Origin of the sequence: Pseudomonas sp. N-137 (assembly GCF_034555295.1) — a bacterium.
GTDB classification, from domain to species: Bacteria; Pseudomonadota; Gammaproteobacteria; order Pseudomonadales; family Pseudomonadaceae; genus Aquipseudomonas; species Aquipseudomonas rhizophila.
This window is the reverse complement of sequence record NZ_JAXUDQ010000030.1, coordinates 13805-40062: the sequence shown is the minus strand read 5'-3', so window position 1 is coordinate 40062 and position 26258 is coordinate 13805. Positions and strand designations below refer to the sequence as shown.

The following is a 26258-nucleotide window of genomic DNA, read 5'->3' as shown; positions in this document are numbered from 1 at the left end:
GTCATTCGACGGCGGACGCTTCAATCTTGTCCAGGTGCGGCGTCTTGCCATTGCAACGACGCTGGTCCTGACGCTGGGCTACTTCCTGCACCTCACGACGAGTTACAAGGTCAGCCAAGCTGATACCGCTAAGAAATTCGTGGATCTGCAGGCTCAGGTCGCACCACAAGTGGTGGGTCAGGCAAGTATCGCCGCCATGGCAGTCGCCAAGGCCCTGGCATTTGGTCGCATCGACCGATTCGTTCACCGCGTCGATCACCTGGGCAACCTGGATGCCCTGCATGTCGCGTGACAGCTGATAACCGCCGCCGGGGCCGCGCACACTGGAAACCAGGTTACTGCGGCGCAGCTTGGCGAACAGCTGTTCAAGGTAAGACAGGGAAATGCCCTGGCGCTCGGAGATATCGGCCAGGGACACCGGCCCGTGCTGCGCATGCAATGCCAAATCCAGCATCGCGGTCACGGCGTATCGGCCTTTTGTAGTCAGTCGCATGGACAATTACCACGGAGTTCGGAATGGGGCGAGTATGCAATTCCCGAGTATTTAAGTCAAGTATAAGACCTAGTGCTTTACTCAGGTTTACCCGCAAAAGAGCGCGCGCATCATAGCAAAGGCTGGCCAGTGGCGACCAGTGATACCGCGTTAACGTTCATCGCGAGCAGGCTCGCTCCCACAGGAGGTCTTGGGTGGCTGCACGATTTGTGTACACCACAGATCCAATGTGGGAGCGAGCCTGCTCGCGAAGGGGCCTACAGGATTTCAGCCCGCCTGACTCTGATCCTTATCCTTCACACACGCAAAATCTTCCTCGCGCAGTTCAGGCAGGTCCTTGGCGCAGTAATTACTGCCCAGGTCCTTCAGGGCGCCGCACATGCCCTCCAGGCGTCCATCGACGGCCTGCAGGTGATCGAGCAGTTGATTGATGGCACGGGCGACCGGGTCGGGCATGTCTTCGCCAACACCGTAGGCATCGAAGCCGATCTTCTCGGCCATGGCCTTGCGGCGGGCGTCCTGCTCGTCATCGGTCTTGACGATGATCCGCCCCGGAATGCCCACTACGGTTGCACCGGCCGGCACAGCCTTGGTCACCACCGCATTGGAGCCGACTTTCGCCCCCGCTCCCACCGTGAACGGCCCGAGCACCTTGGCGCCGGCGCCAACCACCACGCCGTCTTCCAGCGTCGGGTGGCGCTTGCCTTTGTTCCAGCTGGTGCCGCCGAGGGTCACGCCCTGGTAGAGCGTCACGTCATCGCCGATCTCGGCGGTTTCACCAATGACAATGCCCATGCCGTGGTCGATGAAGAACCGCCGACCGACCTTGGCGCCCGGATGAATCTCGATTCCGGTCAGCCAGCGTCCGAAGTTGGAGACAACTCGAGCCAACCACTTCCAGCCCATGCCCCACAAGGCACTCGACAGGCGATGGATCCAGATGGCGTGCATGCCCGGGTAGCAGGTCAGCACTTCAAAGGCATTGCGCGCCGCCGGGTCACGATGGAAAACGCTTTGGATATCTTCACGCAAACGATCGAACATCTTTATTCCTTCCGCTTAATCAGCTCGCCACGGGCCGCTTTCTGGGTTTCCGTGAGGATGCCGCGCAATATATTCATCTCCGCCCGGCTGACCGAGCTTCGTCCGTACAACCGACGCAGGCGCGCCATCAAGTGCCGGGGTTTGTCCGGGTCAAGAAACTCGATGTCCACCAGGGTCTGCTCCAGGTGTTCATAGAACCGCTCCAGCTCGTCCATGGTCGCCAGTGTCTCACTGCGCGGCGACGTGGCCTCGAATTTTTCCACCTTGCTGGGCTTGCCTTCGGCTGCCAGCCAGGCCATGCGCACTTCATAACTCAACACCTGCACCGCCGCCCCGAGGTTCAGGGAACTGAACTGTGGGTCGGAAGGGATATGCACGTGAAAGTGACATCGCTGCAGCTCTTCGTTGGTCAGGCCGGAGTCTTCACGACCAAACACGAGGGCGATCTCAGCGCCCTGCCCGGCTTCCTCGACCACTTTGGTTCCGCATTCGCGGGGGTCGAGCAGCGGCCAGGGGATACGGCGGTCGCGGGCGCTGGTGCCGAGCACCAGGTTGCAGCCCACCAGGGCGTCTTCCAGGGTGGCGACCACTTGGGCGGCTGCCAGGATATCACCGGCACCGGAAGCCCGGGCGTCGGCTTCGTGATGGGGAAACGAGCGTGGCTCGACCAGCACCAGCCGCGACAGGCCCATGTTCTTCATGGCCCGCGCAGCCCCGCCGATATTTCCCGGATGGCTGGTATTGACCAGGACGACACGAATGTTCTGCAACAAGGGAGGCGCTCTCGAACACGATAAAGGGAGCAAATCTTACCTAAGCACCTACCGTTAAGCTATGAAAGCGAACACCAACCTTCTCCTGGGAAAACTTTCTGATAGAATGCGCGGCTTTCTTTAACAACCTTAGGTGACACATCCATGCAGCCTATGCTGAATATCGCGCTGCGCGCCGCCCGCAGCGCCAGTGAACTGATCTTCCGCTCCATCGAGCGCCTGGATACCATCAAGGTCGATGAAAAAGACGCCAAGGACTACGTGTCCGAGGTTGATCGCGCCGCCGAACAGAAAATCGTCGACGCACTGCGCAAGGCTTACCCGAACCACTCGATCCTGGGTGAAGAGACCGGCATGCACGCCGGCACCGGCATCGAAGGCGAAGAGTACCTGTGGATCATCGATCCGCTGGACGGCACCACCAACTTCCTGCGCGGCATCCCTCATTTCGCTGTCAGCATCGCCTGCAAATACCGTGGTCGCCTGGAACACGCCGTTGTGCTGGACCCGGTTCGCCAGGAAGAATTCACCGCCAGCCGTGGCCGTGGCGCCCAGTTGAACGGTCGTCGCCTGCGCGTCAGCGGTCGCACCAGCCTGGACGGCGCCCTGCTGGGTACCGGCTTCCCGTTCCGCGATGACCAGATGGACAACCTGGACAACTACCTGGGCATGTTCCGCGCCCTGGTCGGCCAGACCGCCGGCATCCGCCGCGCTGGCGCCGCGAGCCTGGACCTGGCATATGTCGCCGCCGGTCGTTTCGATGCATTCTGGGAGTCGGGCCTGTCCGAGTGGGACATGGCAGCAGGCGCCCTGCTGATCCAGGAAGCCGGTGGTTTGGTGAGCGACTTCACCGGCGGCCACGACTTCCTTGAAAAAGGCCACATCGTTGCCGGCAACACCAAATGCTTCAAGGCTGTGCTGACGGCCATCCAGCCACACCTGCCGGCTTCGTTGAAGCGCTAAGCAGCTCGGCTACAGAAAAAGCACCTTTCGGGGTGCTTTTTTTATGCCTGTCTCACACCGCTCACTGATCGTTCCCACGCTCTGCGTGGGAATGCATCCGGTGACGCTCTGCGTCACCTCTAGAAGCGGAACGCGGAGCGTCCCTGGCGGCATTCCCACGCAGAGCGTGGGAACGATCAACATTCACACCGCTATCGCGAGCAGGCTCGCACCCACAGGGGATGGGTGGTGGGCCATAAAATCCGGGCGTAAAAAAAGCACCCCGAAGGGTGCTTCTTCATAACCGCTGGATTACTGAGCCGGTTCGTTCTGACCCAGGATCAGTTGGCCTTCCTTGTTCACCGGGATCTGGTTGCCCGGGTCGCGGTCCATGCGGACTTTGCCTTCCTTGCCATCGAGCATGTAGCGAACGTCATAACCTACAACCTTATCGCTGATGTCGTTGACCGTGTTGCAGCGAGTTTGGGTGGTGGTGTAGGTGTCGCGCTCCTGCATGCCTTCCTGAATCTTGTTACCGGCATAACCGCCGCCGGCCGCACCCGCCACGGTGGCGATTTTCTTGCCGGTGCCGCCGCCGATCTGGTTACCCAACAGGCCACCGGCCACTGCGCCCAATACAGTACCGGCGATCTGGTGTTGATCCTGGACCGGCTTCTGCCGGGTCACGGTGACGTCCTTGCACACTTCACGGGGGGTCTTGATTTGTGTTTTAACCGGGTCCACGGCCAATACTTGCGCATACTCAGGGCCGCTTTTGACCAAGCTGTAGGTGGCTACCGCACCACCGGCAGTCACACCGACAGCACCCAATACCGCACCAACCAGCATCGATTTGTTCACTTGAACCTCCTGACCATCACATGCGGATTTATCCGCGCTTCTCCCAGCCTTGGAGCACAAAAAAAGGCGCGAGTTCAACTCGCGCCTTTCAGGCCGTGACGGGCGGAGACCAAACCTTACGGTCGGTCGTCCACTTCCGTGTCAGTGGCCACCGGAGGAATCAGATCCTCGGTGCTCAGGTTCAGCCAGATCAGCACCACGTTGGCGATGTAGATCGACGAGTAAGTACCCGCCAATACACCAATGAACAGCGCAATGGAGAAGCCGAACAGGTTGTCGCCACCGAAAATCAGCAGCGCGCCGATCGCCAGCAACGTGGAGATCGACGTCGCCATGGTCCGCAGCAGGGTCTGGGTGGTCGAGATGTTGATGTTCTCGATCAGCGTCGCCTTGCGCAGCACACGGAAGTTTTCACGCACCCGGTCGAACACCACGATGGTGTCGTTGAGCGAGTAACCGATGATCGCCAGCACCGCCGCCAACACCGTCAAATCGAAGGTGATCTGGAAGAACGACAGGATGCCCACAGTCACGATCACGTCGTGGATCAGCGAGACAATCGCGCCCACCGCGAACTTCCACTGAAAGCGGAAAGCCAGGTACAGCAGGATCCCGCCCAGCGCCATCAGCATGCCGAGGCCGCCCTGGTCGCGCAGCTCTTCACCCACTTGCGGGCCGACATACTCGACACGCTTGACCTGCGCCGGGTTGTCGCCACCGGCCTTCTGCAAGGCCTCGGCCACTTGCTGACCCAGCTGCGGGTCTTCACCCGGCATCCGCACCAGCAGGTCGGTGGTCGCGCCAAAGCTCTGCACCACAGCGTCGGTGTAACCCGAGGTCATCAGTTGCTCGCGCACCTTGGTGACATCGGCCGGACGCTCGTAGGTCAGCTCGATCAGCGTACCGCCGGTGAAATCCAGGCCGTAGTTCAAGCCCTTGCTGAACCAGCTGAACAACGCCAGCAAGGTCAGCAATACAGTGACGCCGAACGCAACGTTGCGAACGCCCATGAAGTTGATTGTACGTAACATGGCAGCCCCTTAAATCCACAACTTCTTGAAGTCACGGCCACCATAAATCAGGTTGACCATTGCACGGGTCACCAGAATGGCTGTGAACATCGAGGTAAAGATCCCGAGGGACATGGTCACTGCGAAGCCCTTCACCGGGCCGGTGCCCATGGCGAAGAGAATCCCGCCCACCAGCAAGGTGGTCAGGTTGGCATCGATAATCGCAGTAAATGCCCGGCCGAAGCCTTCGTTGATTGCCCGCTGAACCGACATGCCCGCGGCGATCTCTTCACGAATCCGCGAGAAAATCAGCACGTTGGCGTCCACCGCCATACCCATGGTCAACACGATACCGGCAATACCCGGCAGGGTCAGCGTAGCCCCCAGCAGCGACATCAGCGCCAGCAGCAGCACCATGTTCACCGCCAGCGCAACCGTGGCGATCAGGCCGAAGAAGCGGTAGATGGCGATGATGAACAGCGAGACAAACAGCATGCCCCACAGCGACGCATCGACACCCTTGGCAATGTTGTCGGCACCCAGGCTCGGGCCAATGGTGCGCTCTTCAGCGAAGTACATCGGCGCAGCCAGCCCCCCGGCACGCAGCAGCAGGGCCAGTTCCGAGGATTCACCCTGGCCGTTGAGGCCGGTGATGCGGAACTGACTGCCCAGTGGCGACTGGATGGTCGCCAGGCTGATGATCTTTTTCTCTTCCTTGAACGTCTGGACCGGTACGTCTTTCTCGACGCCGTTGACCACTTGCTTGGTGTAAGTAGTGGTCGGCTTCTGCTCGATGAAGATCACCGCCATGCTGCGACCGACGTTGCTGCGCGTGGCGCGGCTCATCAGTTCGCCGCCGTGGCCGTCCAGGCGAATGTTCACCTGTGGGCGACCCTGCTCGTCGAAGCCCGCCTGGGCGTCGGTCACCTGGTCACCAGTGATGATCAGGCCGCGCTCGATCTGCGCCGCCGGACGACCGCCTTCACGGAACTCGAAGCTCTCGGTGGTAGCGCGGGAAGCACCCGGTTCAGCCGCGAGACGGAATTCCAGGTTGGCGGTCTTGCCGAGGATACGCTTGGCTTCGGCGGTGTCCTGCACGCCCGGCAGCTCAACCACGATGCGGTTGGCGCCCTGGCGCTGCACGATCGGCTCGGCCACACCCAGCTCGTTGACCCGGTTACGCACCGTGGTCAAGTTCTGCTTGATGGAGTATTCGCGGATTTCCGCCAGCTTGGCCGGGGTCATCGCCAGACGCAGCACCGGCTGACCATTGAGGTCGGCTGGCACAATGTCGAAATCGTTGAAGTTCTTGCGGATCAGCGCACGGGCCTTCTCGCGTACATCTTCGTCAGTGAAACCCAGCTGAATGGCACCGTCGAGCTGCGGCAGGCTGCGATAGCGCAGGCGCTCTTTACGCAACAGGCTCTTGACGTCGCCTTCGTAGACTTTCAAGCGTGCATCCAGCGCTTTGTCCATGTCCACTTCCAGCAGGAAGTGCACACCACCGGACAAGTCCAGACCCAGCTTCATCGGATGCGCGCCGAGGTTGCGCAGCCATTGCGGGGTGGTCTGGGCTAGGTTCAGGGCCACGACATAGTCGTCACCGAGGGCCTTGCGCACCACGTCCTTGGCCGGCAGCTGGTCTTCAGCCTTGAGCAGACGCAACAAACCGCCCTTGCCGCCTTCGGCAATGGTCGCGGCCTTCACGTCGATACCGGACGCCTTGAGCGCTGTGCTCGCACGGTCCAGATCGGCCTGAGTGACCTGCAAGGCAGTGCTTGCGCCACTGACCTGAATAGCCGGGTCATCAGGATAAAGATTGGGAGCGGAATAAATCAGACCGACCGCCAGCACCGCCAGGATCAGTAAATATTTCCACAGAGGGTATTTGTTCAGCATCACGCCGCCCGCTTATGACGCGGGGCGCCTTGCGCGCCCCGTCGATTGAATAGAAGTTGTTACTTAGATCGCTTTCAGCGTGCCTTTTGGCAGCGTGGCCGCGATGGCGCCCTTCTGGAATTTCATTTCAACGGTGTCGGACACTTCCAGTACCACGAAGTCATCGGCCACTTTGGTGATCTTGCCAGCGATGCCGCCGGTGGTGACCACTTCATCGCCCTTTTGCAGGCTGCTGAGCAGGTTCTTCTGCTCTTTAGCGCGCTTGGCCTGTGGACGCCAGATCATCAGGTAGAAGATGACCAGAAAGCCAACCAGGAAAATCCACTCGAAACCGCCACCCATTGGCGCTGCTGCAGGGGCAGCGGCATCAGCCATGGCATTAGAGATAAAAAAGCTCATTTAGCACTCCAGTTGCAAGTATTGAATCTTAGGATCGGAAAACTCAGTCCAAGGGCGGAACAGGCAACCCGCGCTTGGCATAGAAGGCATCGACAAAGGCGGCCAATGTACCCTGTTGAATAGCCTCGCGCAAACCAGCCATAAGCACCTGGTAATGGCGCAAATTGTGGATGGTATTCAACATGCTACCCAGCATTTCGCCGCACTTGTCCAAATGGTGCAGATAAGCACGGGAGAAGTTCTGGCAGGTGTAGCAATCGCAGGTCGGATCCAGCGGCGATTCATCATGGCGATGGAACGCGTTACGGATCTTCAGCACGCCTGTATCAATGAACAGATGCCCATTGCGGGCATTACGGGTTGGCATCACGCAATCGAACATGTCCACACCGCGGCGCACACCCTCAACCAGATCTTCCGGTTTGCCAACGCCCATAAGGTAACGAGGTTTGTCAGCCGGCATCTGGCCCGGCAGGTAATCGAGCACCTTGATCATTTCATGCTTGGGTTCGCCCACCGACAGACCGCCGATGGCCAGGCCGTCGAAGCCGATCTTGTCGAGGCCTTCGAGCGAGCGCATGCGCAAATCCTGGTGCATGCCGCCCTGGACGATGCCGAACAGCGCCGCCGTGTTCTCGCCATGGGCGTTCTTGGAGCGCTGGGCCCAACGCAACGACAGCTCCATGGACACCCGCGCCACGTCTTCATCGGCCGGGTACGGCGTGCATTCGTCGAAGATCATCACGATGTCCGAGCCCAGGTCACGCTGGACCTGCATCGACTCTTCCGGCCCCATGAACACCTTGGCGCCATCCACCGGAGAAGCGAAGGTCACGCCCTCCTCCTTGATCTTGCGCATCGCGCCCAGGCTGAACACCTGGAAACCGCCGGAGTCGGTCAGAATCGGACCTTTCCACTGCATGAAATCGTGCAAGTCACCGTGGGCCTTGATCACCTCCATACCCGGGCGCAACCACAGGTGGAAAGTGTTGCCGAGGATGATCTCCGCACCCGTGGCCACGATGTCCCGTGGCAGCATGCCCTTGACCGTGCCGTACGTGCCCACCGGCATGAACGCGGGGGTTTCCACCGTACCGCGGGGGAAGGTCAGACGACCGCGACGAGCCTTGCCATCGGTAGCAAGCAACTCGAAGGACATGCGACAGGTGCGACTCATACTGTTTCCTCGGGTCCGCGTGGCGCGGGGTTACGGGTGATGAACATCGCATCACCGTAGCTGAAAAAGCGGTATCCATGCTCGACAGCGGCCTTGTAGGCGGCCATGGCTTCGGGATAACCGGCGAACGCCGAAACCAGCATCAACAGCGTGGATTCGGGCAAATGAAAATTGGTGACCAGCGCATCAACCACATGAAACGGCCGGCCCGGGTAGATAAAGATATCGGTGTCGCCACTGAACGGCTTGAGCACGCCATCGCGCGCAGCGCTTTCCAGCGACCGCACACTGGTGGTCCCCACCGCCACCACCCGCCCACCGCGCGCGCGACAGGCCGCCACGGCATCGACGACTTCCTGGCTCACTTCGAGCCATTCATTGTGCATGTGGTGGTCTTCGATACGCTCGACCCGCACCGGCTGAAACGTGCCGGCACCGACGTGCAGCGTCACAAACGCCGTCTCCACGCCCTTGGCGGCAATCGCCTCCAGCAACGGCTGATCAAAATGCAGCCCCGCCGTCGGCGCCGCCACCGCCCCCAAGCGCTCGGCGTACACGGTCTGATAACGCTCGCGGTCCGAACCTTCGTCCGGGCGGTCTATATAAGGAGGCAACGGCATGTGGCCGACACGGTCGAGCAGCGGCAACACCTCTTCGGCAAATTCCAGCTCGAACAACGCATCATGCCGCGCCACCATCACCGCCTCACCGCCGCCGTCGATCAAAATCGACGAACCGGGCTTGGGCGACTTGCTCGACCGCACATGGGCCAGCACACGGTGACTGTCCAGCACCCGCTCCACCAGAATCTCCAGCTTGCCGCCGGAGGCTTTCTGGCCAAACAAACGCGCCGGAATCACCCGGGTATTGTTGAACACCATCAAATCGCCCGGGCGCAAATGCTCAAGCAAATCAGTGAATTGACGGTGAGCCATGGCACCGCTGACCCCATCCAGGGTCAACAGTCGACTGGCGCGACGCTCGGCCAGAGGGTGGCGAGCGATCAGCGAATCAGGGAGTTCGAAGGTAAAGTCAGCAACACGCATGATGGGGTTCGTCTAGCAGGGCCGGGAAGTCTAGCGGAATTATCAAAAATTCACCATGAAACGTGATTGACCAACGGTAGGCACCTCTCTATACTTCGCCGCCATTGAGCCCTGATGGCGGAATTGGTAGACGCGGCGGATTCAAAATCCGTTTTCGAAAGGAGTGGGAGTTCGAGTCTCCCTCGGGGCACCATATAGCAGTATCTGAAAGTCTCTACCAGACTCTCAGACCCAGAGAAACCGGCCACTTGAGCCGGTTTTTTTGTATCTGGCTATCTACCTCTGTATCCCCTTATCCGTTGTATCCCTGTATCCCTGCTTGTATCCTGAGAAAAATACCGAACTTTGGGATACAAGGATGAAGCGCGCAGACATCAAGCGCCGCCCTCTCGCAGACACGACACTTGCGGGGCTGGAGCCGGAATCAAAGGAATACCGGGAACTGGACGGAAATGGCCTCTACTTCAGGGTCAAACCTGATGGCGGTAAATCCTGGCAGCTCCGCTACAAACGTCCGGCCGGCAATTGGGCATGGATGGGGCTAGGGGGTTATCCAGAAGTTAGTGGTGCATCAGCACGAGAGAAAGCTGCCGATCTACGCAAAGTAGTGAGCAGCGGTGCTGACCCCCTCGAGCAAAAACGATTTGCGAAAGCTGCTATTGATGCGGCCAGAGCTCGAACCTTTCGAGCGGCTGCTTATGACTGGCTAAAGGCAAAGGAGGAAAAAGGTCTCGCCCCCTCCACCCTCAACAAAATTCGCACCTATCTCGACAAAGACATACTTCCTGCCCTGGGGGACAAGCCCCTAGACGAAATCACACGTACTGATTGTGCAGAGCTCCAAGCATCAATCGAAGCGAGGGATGCGCACAACGTCGCGGAAAAGTGCCGTACCTGGATAAATCAGATCTTCGGGCGCGCCATCGGCTTAGGCCTGACTGAAAACGATCCAGGAAGCCGCCTTCGCGATATCGCAGCCAAAGCCCCTAAAACCCAACAACATCCACATCTGCTGGAGCCTGAATTGGGTGAGTTTTTACAGGCGCTCAAGAACACCCCAAGTAGGCTGACAGCCCGCACTGCGGCATGGCTATGCGTCTGGACAGCATCACGACCGGGGATGGTCCGCTTGGCAGAATGGAAGGAGTTCGACCTTGAGAAGGCCATTTGGACCACTCCTGCCGCCAAGATGAAAATGCGCAGGGACTTTGTATGCCCTCTTCCCTGTCAGGCTGTTGCCGCGCTGAAAGAGCTGCACTGTCTGACAGGTCGTAGTCGCTGGCTCTTTCCAGGCGTCGGCGCCAAGAACCCCACTATCAGTGAGAACACAATCAACAAAGTCTTCGCCACCATCGGCTACAAAGGCCGCTTAGTAGGGCACGGTACTCGCCACACCGCGAGCACATTGCTGCGTGAACATGGATGGCCGAAAGAGCACGTCGAAGCGCAGCTGGCTCACAAAGAGGAAGGTATCTCAGGGGTATATAACAAGGCCCAATACCTTGAGCAGCGCGTAAAGATGATGCAGTGGTATGCAGATCACCTTGATGCCTTGGAGGCAGGCAATGTCGTGCAAGGCCAATTCGGAAAGGCAGTATGAGGACGCATACACAGCCCACCTATAAAACCGGTGTAACGCGTGTGACATGTGTAACGGAGAACGACAACCAACTGAATTTATTGTGTTTTTTTCGAGTTACACCGCGACCACCTCAACGATACACCGAGTGTAACGACACCAAGTCGTGTAACGAAAATCCGCCTCGCTCAGCCCTGCGGGCGGTGCCGTTTTCATATGCGCATCGCTGCAACTGCCTCCCAGCTCCGGGGCGACGGGGTACCCAACATGCCCATTGAACGGAGCACTGGCATAGAGGAACTGGAAATTGCCGGGATCGAGGTAAAGTGCTTAATCCAGGACATGGACGACGTCGAACGAGCCATTCGCGAGCTGGCGCTCTATCGCCAGTTCAACGAGCATTTCCGACAAGCATTCGATCTTATCGACGACGCCACTTCATTCTGGCTTGAGGATGGCTCCTACGCGCTGTGTGCTGAGCCAGTCACAACAACGGCCTTTGAATTACGTGACGTCATTGATGACCATGCCAGCGTCGCGGGAGCAGCCTCATTGCCAAATGTCATTCGACATCTCCCTGGCTTCAATCATCAAGCTACAGACTCGCAACTGGCAGCGACCTTTGCCCTTGTACTTGGCACCGAAGCTATAGAGGTTCTCGGAAACTGGTTGTTCGAACTTGAGCTTGCGACGTACGACATCGATGCAGAACTGCTAGAGCAGTTGAGAAATGACTCGCCCCGCCAGTATCTAGCCCTGGTCGAAAAAGAACGATTCCGCCGCAGTGGAACCGAAATCAAAGCGCGAGAGCGATTCGCTGAATTGCTGGGTGAAGCCAAACAGACCCTACTGATGGCAGCACTGCATAGGCAAGCGGAAAGCATCGACGTATTCAAGACTGGCTTCAACGCATCCAGCCTGATGCACCGAATGCTCGATGAGGCTTTCTCGGCAAAGGCATCAAAGCGGGGCCATGAGGCCGGTAAGGGAAATCGAGACCCTGAATCAAAAATACAATCGGACACGATGTATAGGCGCGCAAATATCAAGGCAGCCGCCGAAAAAATCATTAATGGCCGCTTGATTGAAAAGCGCAGTTTGAGCGATGCAGAGCTAACCAATCTGCTTTTCGACCAGAACGTTCATGGAACCAAAAAAACCATCAGAGACCATCTGACCATTCTGGGTCTAAGACCCCTCAAGTGAAAAAAAGGGGAACGGACACTGTCCGTTCCCCCTCCCCTACGTAGCGTATGGCCTGTTGTCTCATTTCACTCAGGTTAGGCTCGCTATGAATACCGCATCAAAAACCATCGCTTCTCATGACCCAGCATCGACCCTCATTCGAATGCCCGAGGTCATTTCCATCGTAGGGCTCGCACGCCCAACCATCTACAAGCTCATGCGCCAACCGGACAGTGGATTCCCAATGCCGGTGAAGCTCAGCAACAGCAACGCCCGAAGCGCTCCGGTTGCATGGGTTTTGGCAGAAGTTCAAGCATGGACACGAGCACGCATCGCTGCCCGTGATCAGGTGGCCGCATGAGCCGCAAGATCGCCAACAAAGCCTTAATGCACCCGTTCTCCATTCTTCGCCAGATCGGCTTTTCGCCCCGCCTCATGCAGCGCCTAGAGCGCTACCGCAGCCAGCAGGACAAACAAGGTCGCGTGGTCAGCGTACTCAGCTGGGCCGACGGCACCTGGTGCGCGCTTTCCCTTCACTGCGAAAAGACCGGGGCGGTGATCGTCGACGAAGGCCAGCAAGCAGAAGCCTACGAAGACGCCCGCTCAATGCTCCAAGGCGGCTTCCTGCCCCTGCTTGCCCTGCGCTTTGAATTCCATGCCTGAAACGAAAACGCCTCCGGGGGCGATCCGGAGGCGTTGAGGTAAATCTACATGCCCGAACAATTTATGCCACACCTGAAAAATCCGCAAGCGACCCGCGTAGTTGCACTTTCGAAAAACGAGCGGTACTCTCTGGTCGTCGCTGCAAATTCAGCGAATGGGCTTGGCGGCCCAAACAGTACAAGGCGCAACAGCGCCCCCATTACGATTGCAGGCGCTTTTTTTGTGTCTGCATTCCCGTGTTATGGCGGGTTGCGTAGGAGCACCCTCGGGTGCGCCGGTCTCCTTGTACGCCGGTCCGCCAATCCTGCGCAATCCGTCACCCTAATCTGCTTGGCGGCAGACGGTGGCGGTTCCTCAGTACAAGGAGCCTTCACAAATGCAACACGCCCTCAATCCGTCCAAAATTCGCGCCGCTGCACACCGTGCAATGGCTCTCGCCGCTCTACACGCCAACTCCAGCCTCGCTACTCGTCTTGCCCGTTACAACGCCCATATGGTCAAAGCTCGCGCTCTCGAAGCCGCAGGCGGTGCCCAATGAACTCCTCCCTCAGCTTCGCCTTGCCTGAGGACCTGCTCTGCGTCAGCAAAGACATCGAGAAAGGTGTCCCGGTTGATGCAATCACCTGTGCGATCAACCGCGCAGAGTCCGTACTGATGTTGCTTGAGGACCATTTTGAAAGCGAAAGCGACAGGCCACGACTAGCTAATCACGTCCTGGCCGCCGTTATTTGGGATGTCCGGGGCACCCTGGGACTGATCAAAACCCTAACCCTGCACGGTGACACCACGTCTGTTCCGATGGATCAGAAAGGCGGTGCCCTATGAGCGCTCACACCACACTAGGCCGAGCGTCGTTTTTCAATAAAACCTCCGGCCAGGGCGTGTTTCGGGTGAATGCGGGCATTCCTATCGAGGACGCACTCGAAACGGTTTCGCTCCTCCAGCACTACGCCAATCAACTCACGCTCGATGCCGCCATGAGTGACAAGGGCGAGCGCTACAGCTGGTGCGCGCTGTACCTCGGCGAAATGGCAAAAGCCCTGATCGATGACGTGAACGACGCGATGTTTATGCCGGGGGCCGATACATGACCCAGCGCATGAATCAGCCAACCAAACGCCCCAGCTTCGCCGACGTGAAAAGCGCCGCACTCAAGGACATTGATCGCGTGCTTTCACATTGGCTGCCCAACGGCAAACGGGTCGATGGCGGCAAGGAATACACCGCCCCCAATCCGACCCGCACGGACAAACGTGCCGGATCGCTCAAGGTCAATTTGAGCAAAGGCACCTGGGCGGACTTCGCTACCGGTGACAAGGGCGGCGACCTGATCGACCTGGTGCGCTACCTCGATGGCGGCACAGACGTCGAAGCCTGCAACAAGCTGGCGGATCTGCTGCACGTATCGGCAGGCGCCGCGCAATCGAAGCCTGTACCGAACAAAGGCAAAGTATCGGAATGGATCGCCATCCAGCCGATCCCGGTCGAGGCTATGAACAAGTGCCCGGCCAAGCACCGGCAACACGGTGTGCCCTCCAAGGTCTGGATCTATCGCGATGCCCAAGGCCAGCCCCTCATGGCGCTTTATCGCTTTGACTTGGGGCCCGACGAAGACGGCAAGCCAAGGAAGGTCTTTGCACCGTTGACCTGGTGCCAACGCGCCGACGGCCAAACCACGCAATGGCGTTGGCAAGGTCTGCCAGATCCACGCCCTCTTCTGCACCTGGACGAACTGTTGCAACGGCTCGATGCGCCGGTTGTACTGTGCGAGGGCGAGAAAGCCGCCGACGCCGCTGCCGAGCTGATGCCGGGCTACGTGGCAACCTGCTGGCCGAACGGTTCTAACTCTTGGCACAAGGCCGACCTGACACCGCTCAAAGGGCGGGCGGTCTTATTGTGGCCGGACAACGACTCCAGCGGTCAGAGTTGCATGGAGGCCGTCGCGGAAAAGCTGCGTGAAATCGGCGCCGCCTCAGTGCAAGCAATCGCCCTGGACGTCTTCAGCCGCAAGCCCACGCTGAAGAATGGCAAACCGACCTTTGCCAAAGGGGGTCAATGGAACGATGGCGATGATGCAGCCGACGCACTCGCCGAGGACTGGACCTCGGCTCACCTCGCAGAGCTGGAGCGCACTGGCGAGCTGTTTGGCTCGGCACCCGCTCCCGCTCCGGCCGAAGAAGTCGAAACCAAGGTGCAGCCCAAAACCAAGCGGCCAGCCAAATCAAAAAATGACCTGTTGCCCGGTGGTTTTCGCCTGACGCCAGAAGGCGTGTTTTATTCCGGCGACGACGGCGAAGCGCGGCCTGTGTGTTCGCCCCTGGAGATCCTCGCACGCACCCGTGACGACAAGGGGCATAACTGGGGCTTGCTGGTCGAGTTCGACGACCCCGACGGCCAGAAGAAACGCTGGAACATTCCAGCCCGCACCATGACCGGCGACTTTGGCAAGGACGTACTCGGCCCGCTGGTGGACATGGGTCTACGTCTGGCTGGAAGCCGCTCAGGACGCAACGCACGCAACGACCTGCAAAGCTATTTGCAGGGCTTTGACAGCGCGCAACGGGCTCGTCTGGTCACTCGGCTGGGCTGGCACGGGAATGCCTTCCTATTGCCCGAACGTCAGATCGGATCGCATGACGAGCACCTGCACTTCTATGAAGCCGGGGCACAACTCCCACCGATCAGCGAGTCCGGCACGCTGGAGCAATGGCAGGAGCAAATCGGCGCACTGTGCGTTGGTAACCATCGTCTAGCGTTCGTCGTCAGCGTGGCCTTTGCGGGACCGCTGTTGAATATGCTCGGTCACGAATCGGGCGGGTTTCACCTCTACGGCGACAGCTCCGGTGGCAAGACCACCCACCTGCAAGTGGCCGCCTCGATCTATGGCGGGCCACGTGTAGTGCGTTCCTGGCGCTCGACAGACAACGCCCTGGAATCCATCGCCGCCGCGCATTCGGACGGGCTCCTGGTGCTGGATGAAATCGGCATGTGCGACCCGCGCATCATCGGTGAAACGGTGTACATGCTGGGCAATGGCACCGGTAAGGCTCGCGCCAATGATCGAGGACAAGCAGGCCGACAGGTACAGGAGTGGCGCTTGCTGTTTCTCTCGACGGGCGAGAAGACGCTGGCGCAGCACATGGCCGAAGCCAACAAGGAGCTAAAAGCCGGTATGGAAGTGCGCATGCTCGCCGTGCCAGCGGACGCCAGCAAAGGTCTGGGCATGTTCGATGTGTTGAGTGGTTTCGACGACGCAGCGGCCCTCTCAGACGCCCTCAAAGCTCGGGTAGCCAAATACTATGGCACGCCACTCACCGCGTTCCTGGCGGCCCTATGCGAGCCCGGGAAAATGCACGGATGGTCCACCATCCTCCGCCGGACTCTAGAAGCGTTCGTCGCCAAAGCCCTCCCCGCATCGGCCAGTGGGCAAGCACACCGAGCCGCTGCACGCTTTGGGCTGGCCGCAGCAGCCGGAGAGCTGGCCACCGCGCTCGGTATCACTGGCTGGCCTGACGGCACCGCAACCACGGCGGCACGTGTGTGCCTGAGCGCGTGGCTGAATGAGCGTGGCGGTGCCGGAAACCTTGAAGGCGATGCGATTTTGGCCCGTCTGCGCCAGATCATCGAGCGCTTTGGGGAAAGCCGCTTCACCCGCTGGGAAACCGCCGCCGCAAAGATCGATGAGCACGGGCCCCGCACCATTGATCGCCTGGGCTTTCGCAAAACGCTGGAGCACGGCATGGGCGACACCATGCACACCACCCACACCTACTACGTGCTGCCCGAGGCGTGGCGATCCGAGATCTTTCGGGGCATGAACATCAACGCCGTGAACAAGGAGCTGCTGCACCGGGGTGTGCTGGAACCTGGTAGCGATGGCAAGGCATCGAGCTTGGTCCGGTTGCCAGGTCTAGGCCCGCAACGCTGCTACATCGTGAAGACGATACCGGGAACGGATGAGAGCGAGGCTCGGGCTGCCTGACGGCCTCCCTACTGATCGAGGTAGCGCCGGCTCATTCCCGGCCTCGCCAGCCGCTCAACCCAACCCAATCGAATTACACAGAGACGAAACAATGAACGACATCCAAAAACTGAAAGACCGCCGTGAACAACTGACCTCCGAAGTGGAACGCCTGCGAGCCGAACTCTTGCACTATGAAAGCGCGCTAGCCGCCCCCGAGTCTATCCAGCGAGGCCGGGAGCGGGACGTGCAGGATCAGTACGCTGAGCGGAAAAGAAAATGTGATTCGCTGGACTTTGAAATTGATCGGTTGAGTCAAAAAATTCTTCGACGCGAAAACATCGCCAATCACGAAACCCTGATGGCGGGCTACCGCGATGCCATGGCGACCTGGAAAGCCGACGAGCACGAGCTCAATGAAAAGCGGCAGAGTGTCAGCACCCGCCTGAATGAAATCCGTCAGCAAGCCGCAGACGAAATGGCGAAGGCACGTCAGGCTGAGACCGAAGCGGCCACTGCCTACGCTCAGGCTGTTGCATGGGGCGACACCGAAGGCGAGAAGACGGCTAATGCTGACGCCCAAAAAGCCGCGAAAAACCTCGCGACGGTAGCCGAGCACAACCGTCGTCAGCAGTTGATCATCAGCGCTCTGGAGCAAGAGCTGGCTACCATCGACCAGCACATCTCTGAGGCGCAGCAAGAACATCAAAAAATTGAGAACAAGGCGCTGCACCTCGCAAACGCGGTGCTTGAAGAGAAGTGGAATGAGGCGGCTCAGGCTTTGCTTGATGTGGGCGGACAACTTTGCGCGGCGCGTCGGATGATCGACCGGGATCCTGTTGCGCTGCTCAAGCTCAACGTTCCAGAGCAAGGCGAGAATTTTAGCAGTTGGGCCTGGAGTGACCTTTCGGAGCGCTCAGCGCGGTACGCCGTACAGGACGTACTTGCCTTGTAAGGAACCCTCTCACCTGAAACAGCCCACGTGTGTGGGCTGTTTAAACACTGCCCAAGGATCAGCACTATGAACACTGCCATGCAGAACAGCCCCAGTCGTACCGAAACGCTGAAGGCGAGGAAAACCCATCTGAGCGGCCTGCTCAAGCTCATGGGCTCTCGCTGGGGGAAAAACACAGCAATACAAAGCCTCACCGCCAATGCGATCAAAGCGGAACTGAGGCTCATCGATCAGCAATTGAAGCACCGAAGTTAGGGTGCGGTGGAGGACCTAGCCGGCTTCCGCTGCCTGCTCTATAGGTAGTTGGCGGGGCCGACAGGTTTAACTGTTCAGGTCCACCCTCGCATTGACTTGAAAGGGCAGCTTTCGGCCAAAAGCCCTCACTCATAGGCAATGTTAACGGTCGCGTAAACACTGCAGAGATTGATAGTAAACCATCATCAGGTATGTGCGATTTAAGTTAGGTGATAGCAGAAAATACCGACAAGAATATTCCCCCCACTTACCAAATCAGCCGGGCAAAAATGAATCCGATCTTGATTTCTCTCTAACTTCGTATGCCACCAAAATACTCTATCTTGCTTCTTCCAAGAAACCGTTCTTTCAGCCTTAGCTCGAGAGTTTCGCTTAGTGGCGCCGTTTTCATCGGAAAGATCTACTCCATAAGGTCCAAATTCGGCCTCGACATTTTCTCTGGGCCCAGAGAAAATCCTTCTACCCTCATCAGACAGTGCTGATAGATGCGTAACTAATGGGCCGACCAAATTATTGTAGGGCTTACTCATGCCCTTTATTCCATTAAATGCCCCTTCAACGAAGTCAAGTTCTTTAAACGCTGAAGATGCATACATCTCCATCTCGGCAGGCGACGAGGTAAGCTCGCAAATAACCCACCGAAATAAGTTTTCATCACCTCTCTGACTGGCCACAAACCAAACGCCGACAGTGCCCCCATCGCTCGTAATATTTAAAAAAGCGTCACCAGTCGCAAGCGAGCTTGTTATACATGCAACAACAGCATCAATCCCAGCCAGCATAATCAAATATGCCCAAGCTATTGAAAAGGAACAATCCACCCCATCTTTTTCAAATTTAACTGGAGAAACCGTCATATCTCCAAGATCGACTTCCTGGATAGTGCTCAACTTTGAAAATACGACCGCCAATCTGACACGAACTTCAGGAGAGATAGATATAGGAGCTTGCGGATTAAATAACTCCCAGATTGTGCACCCGTTGTATACCGGACGAAAAAAAAGCTCATCAGAGTAGAAACAATCGTACCCAGCTAGAATTGCGTCATCCATTCTATCAAGCACAGATTCTAGCGCAGATATATAGTCATCATTGGTGCACCCATTAAAGTCCAGGCAAGTTTCATCCATGACATATCGCATTTATCTAGGCCGCCTAATCCGCGTGAGAGCCGCAATGTCCAAATGATACTGGTCAAAAAATCCTGCAGGCCAAGAGGAAACCCCTCCAACTTCGGTAAACTCTAAGCTATCAGGAGCACTTTCATCCCCATCGAAATAATGAACAATTGACTGGGTATGTTTCAAAATCTTATGCGCTCCTATCGCAAGCCTAATTCCATTCAGAATATGATCGGAATGGGTCTCCACAACAACCTGCACACCTGAAGCAGCAATTATGGCCAGGAAAACGCCCATATGTGACTGCCCAGCAGGATGTAAGTGAGCCTCTGGATTCTCGACGACTAAAACTCCGCCTTTCACCGCAGTAAGCCCCGCCAATATAATAGGTAGAGCATAGGTGACGCCAAACCCCATATTTGTAGGCTTTAACCAAATATCAGAAGTTCGAAATTTTATAGCTGTAACTGACGTTCCTGGAAATGTCTCAGTGTCAATCTGGACCGGCCTAGTGATCAGCGAAAGCCATGCTTCTGTCTGAGATTTAAGTAGAGGAGGAATCGAATCGTCAGTAATGAATCTTCTTTCTTCCTCAACACTTAATTTTCCACCCAGCGTATCTAAAACCTGAGCAGTAAATTGCCCAGAACAACCAACTTCGAGCATTGTAGATGGAAGGGCAGCAGAGCCTTGTGTCACGCGGGGTCCCAGCCTCTCTGCTTGTAAATACTGAAATGAACGAGGCTGCCCATTAAACACCGACTGAGGTCTCGGCAGATCAACCTTTGCATAAAGCCCTGTATCTCCCTCGCCAAAGACCCAGGCATCTTCTAGCCGGCCACCATCATGATCGCTACCGATTACAATACTAAAATCGCTGGTAGTTTCATGATTCAAAACGTCACTAAACTCTCCAAGCTCTAATCCATAAGGGCCATTCAACTCTACAACGCCGTCATCTCGACGCCAAGCCTCTGCTGTAAGCAAGAGTGAGTGAATTACAGATGTTTTGCCTGCTCCATTGATACCCGCCAATATTGTAAGACTACGCATATCAAAAACATGATCAGAAAATCGTTTAAAGCCTTTGATACGGACATCGGTAATCATCGAACTATTCCTTCAAGGACTTTCCGAGGCATTTCAAGTCGGCGATGGATCTTCAATACGTCACCAGTACCAGATTTAACAGCATTATCATAAACCGGATCATCAAATAACTCTAAGAAACTCATTAGGATTTGATCTCGAAAAGGCATTAGCTGCTCAAGAGAATAATCCGCCAGCGCAAGGGCCTGGGATTCGAATATCGCACGATTTATTGGGCCTCGCCTTGAGCTATTGTACTGATAACGTCGAAAAGCAAGCGAGCCTAGTATCTCATGAGAGTTGATCATCGCCTGATCAAAATCACTAACCAAGTCATCATACTCCGCGTCTGCTACAGCATGACTATCTAGCCGCCTAGTAAACTCTAACAAATAAGAATCCAGACTTGCTGCCTGGCCATAGTTCTCGATAGAAAAATTACGAAACGCACAAAAACGAAGCGCCATCTCGCGATCAGACATACGGCGACTATCCCGATGTATCGAACCATCTTGACCCTGGGCCCAGAATGCATAACCAGTAGCAGCATCAAAATTAGTATTTTCGACTAGAATAGCCAGTAACGATCTCGATCGATCCTTGCTCATGCAGTGACGAATTTCTTGCGGACTAAGAGGCGTCCCGCCAGTATTTACACGGTTGAAAATATCATACTTAACTTCATCAGGTGTTTGTGGCTCAATCACGTGAGCGACAATTTGAGTACCTGAAAAACGTCTACGTGTAGCTGGATCCAATGTCGAGTAACAAAGCCCTTGCAACGGCTTTAGATACTCCATATGTTCCTCTTCAAGCTTGAGTTCATCTGACATAAAAAGTCGAATGGTTGTCAGCCTCTGCACACCATCAATTACCTGATGCGCACCAACATCATCTTGATTAAAGTAAAATGCGGGCAAAGGAATTCCGAGCAAAATTGACTCAATTAACCTAATCTGCTGCCTAATCTTCCAAACAAAACTCCTTTGAAAGTCAGGGGCAAGATCTAAATCGCCCTCTACTATCTGAGTAAAAATCTCTCGCACAGTGAAGTTCTTGGTGGTAATCCTTATATGTTTAGGATCCCATGGCCTAACCGTAAGAACTTCACCCTCAGTGACCTCTTCGTCAAGACCTTCTACTTGATCACTGTCATCAAAATTACTAGGCAACTGATTAATCACAGATGATTTCCTTGGGTTGGCTCTTAAGAAAACGGCTGCATTTTTAGAGATATTCAGCAGCAAGCGAGGTCTTAAATTTCTATTGGTGCAAGATTAGTCCTTCGAATGCTGAAGGTCTAGTGTGAGACGGCCTCAATTCAGACCGGCCCCGCCCCGTGATTAACCTCTGAGGTCCCAACCGCACTCGACTGATTGCTTGTGGCTGAAAACAGATATGCGCTGACCGTCTGCTTTGGGCGCGTTCGGCCAGGAGCGTTAATCCTGAACGACTGCCTTGGGGCGCCTCAGTACCAGCTATGATGTCTTTATCCGGCGTTGTGGAACAGTACATACATGGCCCCAGTCGTCCTGGCGAGAGGTGCAAGCTTCGACACCTGCTGATGACAACTCGCTGCAAGCTGCCATTTCGTGGCGCTCAATTTCACCCTCCAGGAAGCTTATGCGGATATGCAACAAGCTTGGCCGAAATGATCCTTGCCCTTGCGGTAGCGGCCGCAAGTTCAAAAAATGTCATGGGTCCATCGACAGTCTCGACATAGTGCGAAAGCTGAATGGACCGCGCATGCACCAAGAGATGCAGATGACACTCGCTCATCATGAAGCCCAAGAGTTTCAGAGGCGTGAGCAACAGGGCCTCGGTAGGCCGATCATTTCCACGGAGTTCCATGATCACAGAGTCATAGCCGTCGGTCAGACGATGCATTTCTCACAGAAGTGGAAAACATTTCACGACTTCCTGAACGACTACCCGAAGATCGTCTTGGGCAGAGAATGGTGGACGTCAGAGGGAAGCAAGCCTCCAAAAGATCGACATCGTATTCTCACTTGGGCGGTCCGCAGCCATGAGCACTCGAAGGCTCATTTGGAACAGATGGGGCCAGGTGTTGCTCAGCCGATGACGGGGGCCATTGGTGCCTATATGCACTTCGCATATGACCTTTACAGCTTGAAGCATGCTATCGAGGTCCAGAAGCTGCTTATCGACCGAATAAAGTGCCCAGAGAACTTCCCCGGCGCGTTGTATGAGGTGCGGGTCGCCGCCGCCCTGCTTCGGGCAGGCTTCAGCCTGCAGCACCAAGATGAAACTGATAGACGTACTACACACGTTGAGTTCATCGCTACAGACACTAAGTCCGGTGCGATCTACGCCGTTGAGGCCAAGCGACGAGAAGGCACGCGGATGAAAATCAACAGGCAAATGAATCGCGCTTTGAGCAAAAATTCGGATCATCCTCGCGTTGTTTTCATTGATACAAATGACGGACGCCTGGAACTGGGCAGGGACCAGACTAAACCTGTAGCGCTTGTGGAGGCTGAAAACCTCTTAAAGCTATATGAGCGAGATCCAACTGGACAAAAGCTTCCGCAGGCATATGTCATAGTCACCTACGATCCAGAGGAGCATCACCTTGATGCCACTGACCTGCCTTCCGGAGTGCTGCTATGGGGCTTCCACCTAGAAGATTTTCACCCAAGGCCGAAAAACCTGCTTCAACAGGTCAAAATTAGGCGCCGGCATGCGCCAATTTTTGCGCTACTGGACTCCATGCAGAAGCACCGGCGCATTCCCACCACGTTCGATGGAGAGGCTGAGGCGTTCTCAGGTGGAACTCCCAAGGCACGGCTACAGGTTGGTCTGCGGATGGAAGTGCCAGGACCTGACGGAGCGCAGATCGAGGCAACGCTAGAGAATTGCGTTGTCATGCACAAGTGGGGGGAGGCAGTGTGTGTCGTTTGCAGCGACGATCAACAACGCTTCATAGTCAAGATTCCGTTGTCGGATGATGAACTAAAGGCCCACGCCCAGCACCCTAAAACCTTCTTCGGCGTTATTGATCGGAATGCAGGCCGCTCATGTCCGAAGACTGGCTTGGACTGGTTCGACTTCTTCTGGGAAACATACTCGAACAGCACAAAAGAGCAACTGATCGAGTTCATGGGCCATGCGCCTGACATTGAACGATTGAAGGAGATGACCCAAGAGGACTTGGCCGATGAATATTGCGCTCGAATGGCAAACGCAAAGATGAAGCCCCAAATGGGAAAGATGTGATCCATTCTTCGGCCCAAGCCTCGCAAGACTCTAGTGCCTGAGGACGACGAGCGTCATCGCCCTGAATAAGCTTTGAATGCTCCCGCGAGTCGGCTCATGCTATTTCTCACTACGATTAAACGACCGCTTTCCGCAGTCGAGATTGGGCTTCCAAATGTCCGCACCGGGTCGATTGGAGCCTGTCGCGACAGGCAGGATCGACTAAGCGGTCGCTAGGCTCAACATGCTGTACGGTCCACCAGGAGACTAGTCGTGGAATTCAAAGCGCTTCCGCTGTCCTATCTCGACGAGCTTTCCACGGTCATCTTGGCGAGCACGAACATCACATTTGTAAGAGAGAAGTTGAGTTTTCTACTCGATTATTACCAGGTCATCAATTACGAGATGAAATATGACCGGGCATTTTGGCGGGCACGAAGATGCCCGAACGACACAGGCTTTGAGCGCGTCGGTGAACTGAACCATCCGCCTTCGAAACACACTGTCGCTGGCCGGTTGAATGAGGCAAATGCCCCCGTCCTCTATTTGTCAGCCAACCTGATGTCTACCTTTGAAGAAATAGGTGCTTCGCAGGGTGACTTCTTGCATGTGGCAGCGTTTGAGCAACTGCCTAACGAATTGCTGAGATGTGCAATGATCGGCGAAATCACCCATGTTCATCGCTGGGGCTCAGGCCTGACCTCAGAGATGGTTGGGCAATTGATTAACAAGCAGCTGAATCAGATGCCCCATGATTTCGGAAAGAGCTTCGTGTTCACTGACGCATTTCTTTCCTCAATCCTCAAGGACAGATCAGCCCGGCACACGCAGTATCTTCACTCAAGAACGCTTGCCAGCCTTCTCTTCGAGCGTAATCCTGGCATTGATGCAATTGCCTACAGCGGTGTCGCCTCTGAAGCATCAAGGAACTATGCGATCAAGCCGATGGCGGCTGAGAGAACTTTGCAGATATCGGCGAGCTTCGTCATCAAAATCATCAAAAAATACAAGTTTGGAATGTACGATTTTGACGTGCTCCGAAATGCTCAGGGGGTTGAGTCCGACGGCCGCATCATCTGGTAATGCCAACTGCTGATGGTGAAGGCCGCGTTCGACCGAGGGTTCAACCGGTTGAGGCCCTTGGTGATAGGCAGAGACCGGCCAATTGCAGTCAAGGGCGAGTGGCTTTTATCAACCCAATACAGCCGGTCAGCCCCTCCGGAAAGACGCGCATTCCAACACGGGATATTTTGATGCTCGACGTAAAGAACAGTACCGAATACGAGAAGGTTGCTCAGCAGGTCTACGAAGCAATCCTTGCTACAGATGACGTTCAGACGATTGAAGTGCTTCACAATGTCCAGATCACCGGGCGTTCAGGCGTAGCGCACCAGATCGACGTTTACTGGCGTTACCTCAAAGACGGCACAGAGCATCAGGTTCTGGTGGAGTGTAAATACTACCGCTCGACAATCGACCTCATCCACGCTCGCAACCTCCTTGGACTGCTTACTGACATTCCCAATAGCCAAGGCGTATTGCTCACCACAGTGGGCTTTCAGAAAGGCGTAGTGAATCTATGCAATTTCTACGGGATAAGTCTGAAGCGACTGCGCAATCCACAAGGCTCAGACTGGGATGGATTCATTCAGAAGGTCGAAATCGAAGGCAGATTTCACAAGACTGACTACCTTGATTTCTCATTCAAGATCGATGGGAAGGATGATGAATCGATCCGCACCTTGGGTGCTGATCGTCATATATCCGTAAACCTTCTAGAAGCTCAGGTTCAAGACGGCACTGATTCTCCGGTAGGTACAGTCACATGGTTGGATCGGAACGTGCCCTTCGATGAATCGCAAATTGACAGGCCATTAACCATCACATTGACCCCCCCCAACACCTACATCATTCTGCCGTCAGGGCAACGACTCAAAATCCTTAGCCTTCATGTTCAGTATGTGCACTCGAGCAAAATCATAAATTTTGGCGTTGACGCCATGGATTTGGTCAGAGGTGTTTTGGAAGATTTCAACACCAAGGAAATTGACCATACCCTCCACTATTAATTGAGCGCAAACAAGCCGATCACGGATCTCGGTCTGTCGGGATTCCGTGGATTATTTTGAGTGGAGCAAATGAGCTTTCAAACGCCCCTCGTAGTCCACGCAGGACCGCTTCTGGCCGACAGCTAGCAATCGAAACATGTCTATTAAGGCGTAACACATAAAATTTGCGTAACACTCGAAACAGATTCGCAATCAGCGTGATGTAACGGATAAAAATCTGCATAAAATCATATAGTTATGGAAATTCGTTACATTTGTAACCTCTGTAACACTGCTTTAACGGTTCCCCCACCCCCCTAGCATGGGAATGCCGTCAGCGAGCGAACATCTTCGTAACTCTTTGGAGTAGGTGATTGATCATCGCATCTGAACAAGACAGAAATTGCTAGGGTCCCTGACGATATTGAGGAGACACAGGGTCGGAAACCCGCGTGATCGTGTTAGCGAAAAAGTACCCAGCTTAGTGAACAGGTGAACCTGGTGAACTGGTGATTCACCTGTGCATTTGCCCTATCGCTTGG

25 protein-coding genes and 1 tRNA gene are annotated in these 26258 nt (G+C 55.9%); 14 read left to right on the top strand and 12 right to left on the bottom strand.

What is annotated here, in order from left to right; translation table 11 throughout:
- Position 1 precedes the first annotated feature (1 nt).
- From iscR to trmJ, 3 genes are all read right to left on the bottom strand, one after another.
- Positions 2-493: a Fe-S cluster assembly transcriptional regulator IscR gene (gene iscR / locus T3A99_RS21195; protein WP_047227469.1), complete on the bottom strand. Its 492-nt coding sequence runs from the start codon at positions 491-493 to the stop codon at positions 2-4.
- Between the two features lie 267 nt (positions 494-760).
- A complete protein-coding gene (gene cysE, locus T3A99_RS21190; RefSeq protein WP_047227468.1) occupies positions 761-1537 on the bottom strand; it encodes a serine O-acetyltransferase in 777 nt (258 codons plus the stop codon).
- 2 nt (positions 1538-1539) lie between these two features.
- Complete coding sequence (gene trmJ / locus T3A99_RS21185) at positions 1540-2310, bottom strand: tRNA (cytosine(32)/uridine(32)-2'-O)-methyltransferase TrmJ (RefSeq protein WP_322834789.1); 771 nt, start codon at positions 2308-2310, stop codon at positions 1540-1542.
- 144 nt (positions 2311-2454) lie between these two features.
- Between trmJ and suhB the strand changes: the two genes are divergently transcribed.
- Complete coding sequence (gene suhB, locus T3A99_RS21180; protein ID WP_003185165.1) at positions 2455-3273, top strand: inositol-phosphate phosphatase; 819 nt, start codon at positions 2455-2457, stop codon at positions 3271-3273.
- A gap of 291 nt (positions 3274-3564) precedes the next feature.
- Here the strand turns inward: suhB and T3A99_RS21175 are convergent, their stop codons facing one another.
- The 6 genes from T3A99_RS21175 to queA form a co-directional block, all read right to left on the bottom strand.
- Positions 3565-4113, bottom strand: a complete 549-nt coding sequence (locus T3A99_RS21175) for a glycine zipper 2TM domain-containing protein (RefSeq protein ID WP_047227466.1) — start codon at positions 4111-4113, stop codon at positions 3565-3567.
- 116 nt (positions 4114-4229) lie between these two features.
- Positions 4230-5144 carry a protein translocase subunit SecF gene (gene secF / locus T3A99_RS21170; RefSeq protein WP_188251294.1) on the bottom strand — a complete coding sequence of 305 codons (915 nt, stop codon included), beginning with the start codon at positions 5142-5144 and terminating at the stop codon, positions 4230-4232.
- A 9-nt stretch (positions 5145-5153) separates the two neighbouring features.
- Positions 5154-7022: a protein translocase subunit SecD gene (gene secD / locus T3A99_RS21165; RefSeq protein ID WP_107321535.1), complete on the bottom strand. Its 1869-nt coding sequence runs from the start codon at positions 7020-7022 to the stop codon at positions 5154-5156.
- Between the two features lie 63 nt (positions 7023-7085).
- Positions 7086-7421 (bottom strand): preprotein translocase subunit YajC, encoded by a 336-nt coding sequence (yajC, locus tag T3A99_RS21160; RefSeq protein ID WP_007956696.1) that lies wholly within the window; start codon positions 7419-7421, stop codon positions 7086-7088.
- A gap of 43 nt (positions 7422-7464) precedes the next feature.
- The gene (gene tgt, locus T3A99_RS21155) at positions 7465-8580 is read right to left on the bottom strand and encodes a tRNA guanosine(34) transglycosylase Tgt (protein WP_160891620.1); all 1116 of its coding nucleotides are present in this window, start codon (positions 8578-8580) and stop codon (positions 7465-7467) included.
- Between the two features lie 14 nt (positions 8581-8594).
- Positions 8595-9644: a tRNA preQ1(34) S-adenosylmethionine ribosyltransferase-isomerase QueA gene (gene queA, locus T3A99_RS21150; RefSeq protein ID WP_025211994.1), complete on the bottom strand. Its 1050-nt coding sequence runs from the start codon at positions 9642-9644 to the stop codon at positions 8595-8597.
- 108 nt (positions 9645-9752) lie between these two features.
- Here queA and T3A99_RS21145 point away from each other — a divergent pair.
- The 10 genes from T3A99_RS21145 (at position 9753) to T3A99_RS21100 (ending at position 18242) form a co-directional block, all read left to right on the top strand.
- Positions 9753-9837 (top strand) — tRNA-Leu (locus T3A99_RS21145).
- Between the two features lie 165 nt (positions 9838-10002).
- Positions 10003-11244: a tyrosine-type recombinase/integrase gene (locus tag T3A99_RS21140; protein ID WP_322834788.1), complete on the top strand. Its 1242-nt coding sequence runs from the start codon at positions 10003-10005 to the stop codon at positions 11242-11244.
- 246 nt (positions 11245-11490) lie between these two features.
- Entirely contained in the window at positions 11491-12429 is a 939-nt protein-coding gene (locus T3A99_RS21135) for a hypothetical protein (protein ID WP_322834787.1), read from the top strand.
- An 85-nt stretch (positions 12430-12514) separates the two neighbouring features.
- Positions 12515-12769, top strand: coding sequence for a helix-turn-helix transcriptional regulator (locus T3A99_RS21130; protein ID WP_082097993.1), 255 nt, complete (start codon positions 12515-12517; stop codon positions 12767-12769).
- The gene (locus T3A99_RS21125) at positions 12766-13071 is read left to right on the top strand and encodes a hypothetical protein (protein ID WP_322834786.1); all 306 of its coding nucleotides are present in this window, start codon (positions 12766-12768) and stop codon (positions 13069-13071) included. The genes T3A99_RS21130 and T3A99_RS21125 overlap by 4 nt, the downstream gene beginning before the upstream one ends.
- A gap of 534 nt (positions 13072-13605) precedes the next feature.
- Positions 13606-13896: a hypothetical protein gene (locus T3A99_RS21120; protein WP_180922717.1), complete on the top strand. Its 291-nt coding sequence runs from the start codon at positions 13606-13608 to the stop codon at positions 13894-13896.
- The gene (locus tag T3A99_RS21115; RefSeq protein ID WP_053191857.1) at positions 13893-14162 is read left to right on the top strand and encodes a DUF3077 domain-containing protein; all 270 of its coding nucleotides are present in this window, start codon (positions 13893-13895) and stop codon (positions 14160-14162) included. Before T3A99_RS21120 ends, T3A99_RS21115 begins: the two co-directional genes overlap by 4 nt.
- On the top strand, positions 14159-17053 hold the full coding sequence (locus T3A99_RS21110) for a DUF927 domain-containing protein (RefSeq protein WP_322834785.1): 2895 nt from the start codon (positions 14159-14161) through the stop codon (positions 17051-17053). The genes T3A99_RS21115 and T3A99_RS21110 overlap by 4 nt, the downstream gene beginning before the upstream one ends.
- A gap of 91 nt (positions 17054-17144) precedes the next feature.
- Positions 17145-17987 (top strand): chromosome segregation protein SMC, encoded by an 843-nt coding sequence (locus T3A99_RS21105; RefSeq protein WP_322834784.1) that lies wholly within the window; start codon positions 17145-17147, stop codon positions 17985-17987.
- 66 nt (positions 17988-18053) lie between these two features.
- Complete coding sequence (locus T3A99_RS21100; protein WP_322834783.1) at positions 18054-18242, top strand: hypothetical protein; 189 nt, start codon at positions 18054-18056, stop codon at positions 18240-18242.
- A gap of 200 nt (positions 18243-18442) precedes the next feature.
- On the opposite strand, the gene T3A99_RS21095 is transcribed toward T3A99_RS21100, so the two are convergent.
- From T3A99_RS21095 to T3A99_RS21085, 3 genes are read right to left on the bottom strand one after another with little or no spacing between them, the layout of a single operon-like run.
- Positions 18443-19372, bottom strand: a complete 930-nt coding sequence (locus T3A99_RS21095) for a hypothetical protein (RefSeq protein WP_322834782.1) — start codon at positions 19370-19372, stop codon at positions 18443-18445.
- A gap of 12 nt (positions 19373-19384) precedes the next feature.
- Complete coding sequence (locus tag T3A99_RS21090; protein WP_322834781.1) at positions 19385-20473, bottom strand: AAA family ATPase; 1089 nt, start codon at positions 20471-20473, stop codon at positions 19385-19387.
- On the bottom strand, positions 20470-21699 hold the full coding sequence (locus T3A99_RS21085) for a DUF262 domain-containing protein (RefSeq protein ID WP_322834780.1): 1230 nt from the start codon (positions 21697-21699) through the stop codon (positions 20470-20472). The genes T3A99_RS21090 and T3A99_RS21085 overlap by 4 nt, the downstream gene beginning before the upstream one ends.
- Positions 21700-22075: 376 nt before the next feature.
- On the opposite strand from T3A99_RS21085, the gene T3A99_RS21080 reads away from it, so the two are divergent.
- From T3A99_RS21080 to T3A99_RS21070, 3 genes are all read left to right on the top strand, one after another.
- Positions 22076-23689, top strand: coding sequence for a YecA family protein (locus T3A99_RS21080; RefSeq protein ID WP_322834779.1), 1614 nt, complete (start codon positions 22076-22078; stop codon positions 23687-23689).
- Between the two features lie 252 nt (positions 23690-23941).
- Positions 23942-24751 carry an RES domain-containing protein gene (locus tag T3A99_RS21075; RefSeq protein WP_322834778.1) on the top strand — a complete coding sequence of 270 codons (810 nt, stop codon included), beginning with the start codon at positions 23942-23944 and terminating at the stop codon, positions 24749-24751.
- 170 nt (positions 24752-24921) lie between these two features.
- A complete protein-coding gene (locus T3A99_RS21070; RefSeq protein ID WP_322834777.1) occupies positions 24922-25737 on the top strand; it encodes a restriction endonuclease in 816 nt (271 codons plus the stop codon).
- Positions 25738-26258: the final 521 nt, after the last annotated feature.

Bases quoted from the DNA above. Each gene is read 5' to 3' on its own strand.
- T3A99_RS21130 (WP_082097993.1), top strand. From the start codon at position 12,515: ATGAATACCGCATCAAAAACCATCGCTTCTCATGACCCAGCATCGACC.
- T3A99_RS21110 (WP_322834785.1), top strand. From the start codon at position 14,159: ATGACCCAGCGCATGAATCAGCCAACCAAACGCCCCAGCTTCGCCGAC.
- T3A99_RS21115 (WP_053191857.1), top strand. From the start codon at position 13,893: ATGAGCGCTCACACCACACTAGGCCGAGCGTCGTTTTTCAATAAAACC.
- secD (WP_107321535.1), bottom strand. From the start codon at position 7,022: ATGCTGAACAAATACCCTCTGTGGAAATATTTACTGATCCTGGCGGTG.
- T3A99_RS21090 (WP_322834781.1), bottom strand. From the start codon at position 20,473: ATGATTACCGATGTCCGTATCAAAGGCTTTAAACGATTTTCTGATCAT.
- T3A99_RS21095 (WP_322834782.1), bottom strand. From the start codon at position 19,372: ATGGATGAAACTTGCCTGGACTTTAATGGGTGCACCAATGATGACTAT.
- T3A99_RS21135 (WP_322834787.1), top strand. From the start codon at position 11,491: ATGCCCATTGAACGGAGCACTGGCATAGAGGAACTGGAAATTGCCGGG.
- T3A99_RS21100 (WP_322834783.1), top strand. From the start codon at position 18,054: ATGAACACTGCCATGCAGAACAGCCCCAGTCGTACCGAAACGCTGAAG.
- T3A99_RS21080 (WP_322834779.1), top strand. From the start codon at position 22,076: ATGCGGATATGCAACAAGCTTGGCCGAAATGATCCTTGCCCTTGCGGT.
- cysE (WP_047227468.1), bottom strand. From the start codon at position 1,537: ATGTTCGATCGTTTGCGTGAAGATATCCAAAGCGTTTTCCATCGTGAC.
- T3A99_RS21105 (WP_322834784.1), top strand. From the start codon at position 17,145: ATGAACGACATCCAAAAACTGAAAGACCGCCGTGAACAACTGACCTCC.
- T3A99_RS21140 (WP_322834788.1), top strand. From the start codon at position 10,003: ATGAAGCGCGCAGACATCAAGCGCCGCCCTCTCGCAGACACGACACTT.
- tgt (WP_160891620.1), bottom strand. From the start codon at position 8,580: ATGTCCTTCGAGTTGCTTGCTACCGATGGCAAGGCTCGTCGCGGTCGT.
- T3A99_RS21125 (WP_322834786.1), top strand. From the start codon at position 12,766: ATGAGCCGCAAGATCGCCAACAAAGCCTTAATGCACCCGTTCTCCATT.
- iscR (WP_047227469.1), bottom strand. From the start codon at position 493: ATGCGACTGACTACAAAAGGCCGATACGCCGTGACCGCGATGCTGGAT.
- T3A99_RS21120 (WP_180922717.1), top strand. From the start codon at position 13,606: ATGAACTCCTCCCTCAGCTTCGCCTTGCCTGAGGACCTGCTCTGCGTC.
- suhB (WP_003185165.1), top strand. From the start codon at position 2,455: ATGCAGCCTATGCTGAATATCGCGCTGCGCGCCGCCCGCAGCGCCAGT.
- yajC (WP_007956696.1), bottom strand. From the start codon at position 7,421: ATGAGCTTTTTTATCTCTAATGCCATGGCTGATGCCGCTGCCCCTGCA.
- secF (WP_188251294.1), bottom strand. From the start codon at position 5,144: ATGTTACGTACAATCAACTTCATGGGCGTTCGCAACGTTGCGTTCGGC.
- queA (WP_025211994.1), bottom strand. From the start codon at position 9,644: ATGCGTGTTGCTGACTTTACCTTCGAACTCCCTGATTCGCTGATCGCT.
- T3A99_RS21070 (WP_322834777.1), top strand. From the start codon at position 24,922: ATGCTCGACGTAAAGAACAGTACCGAATACGAGAAGGTTGCTCAGCAG.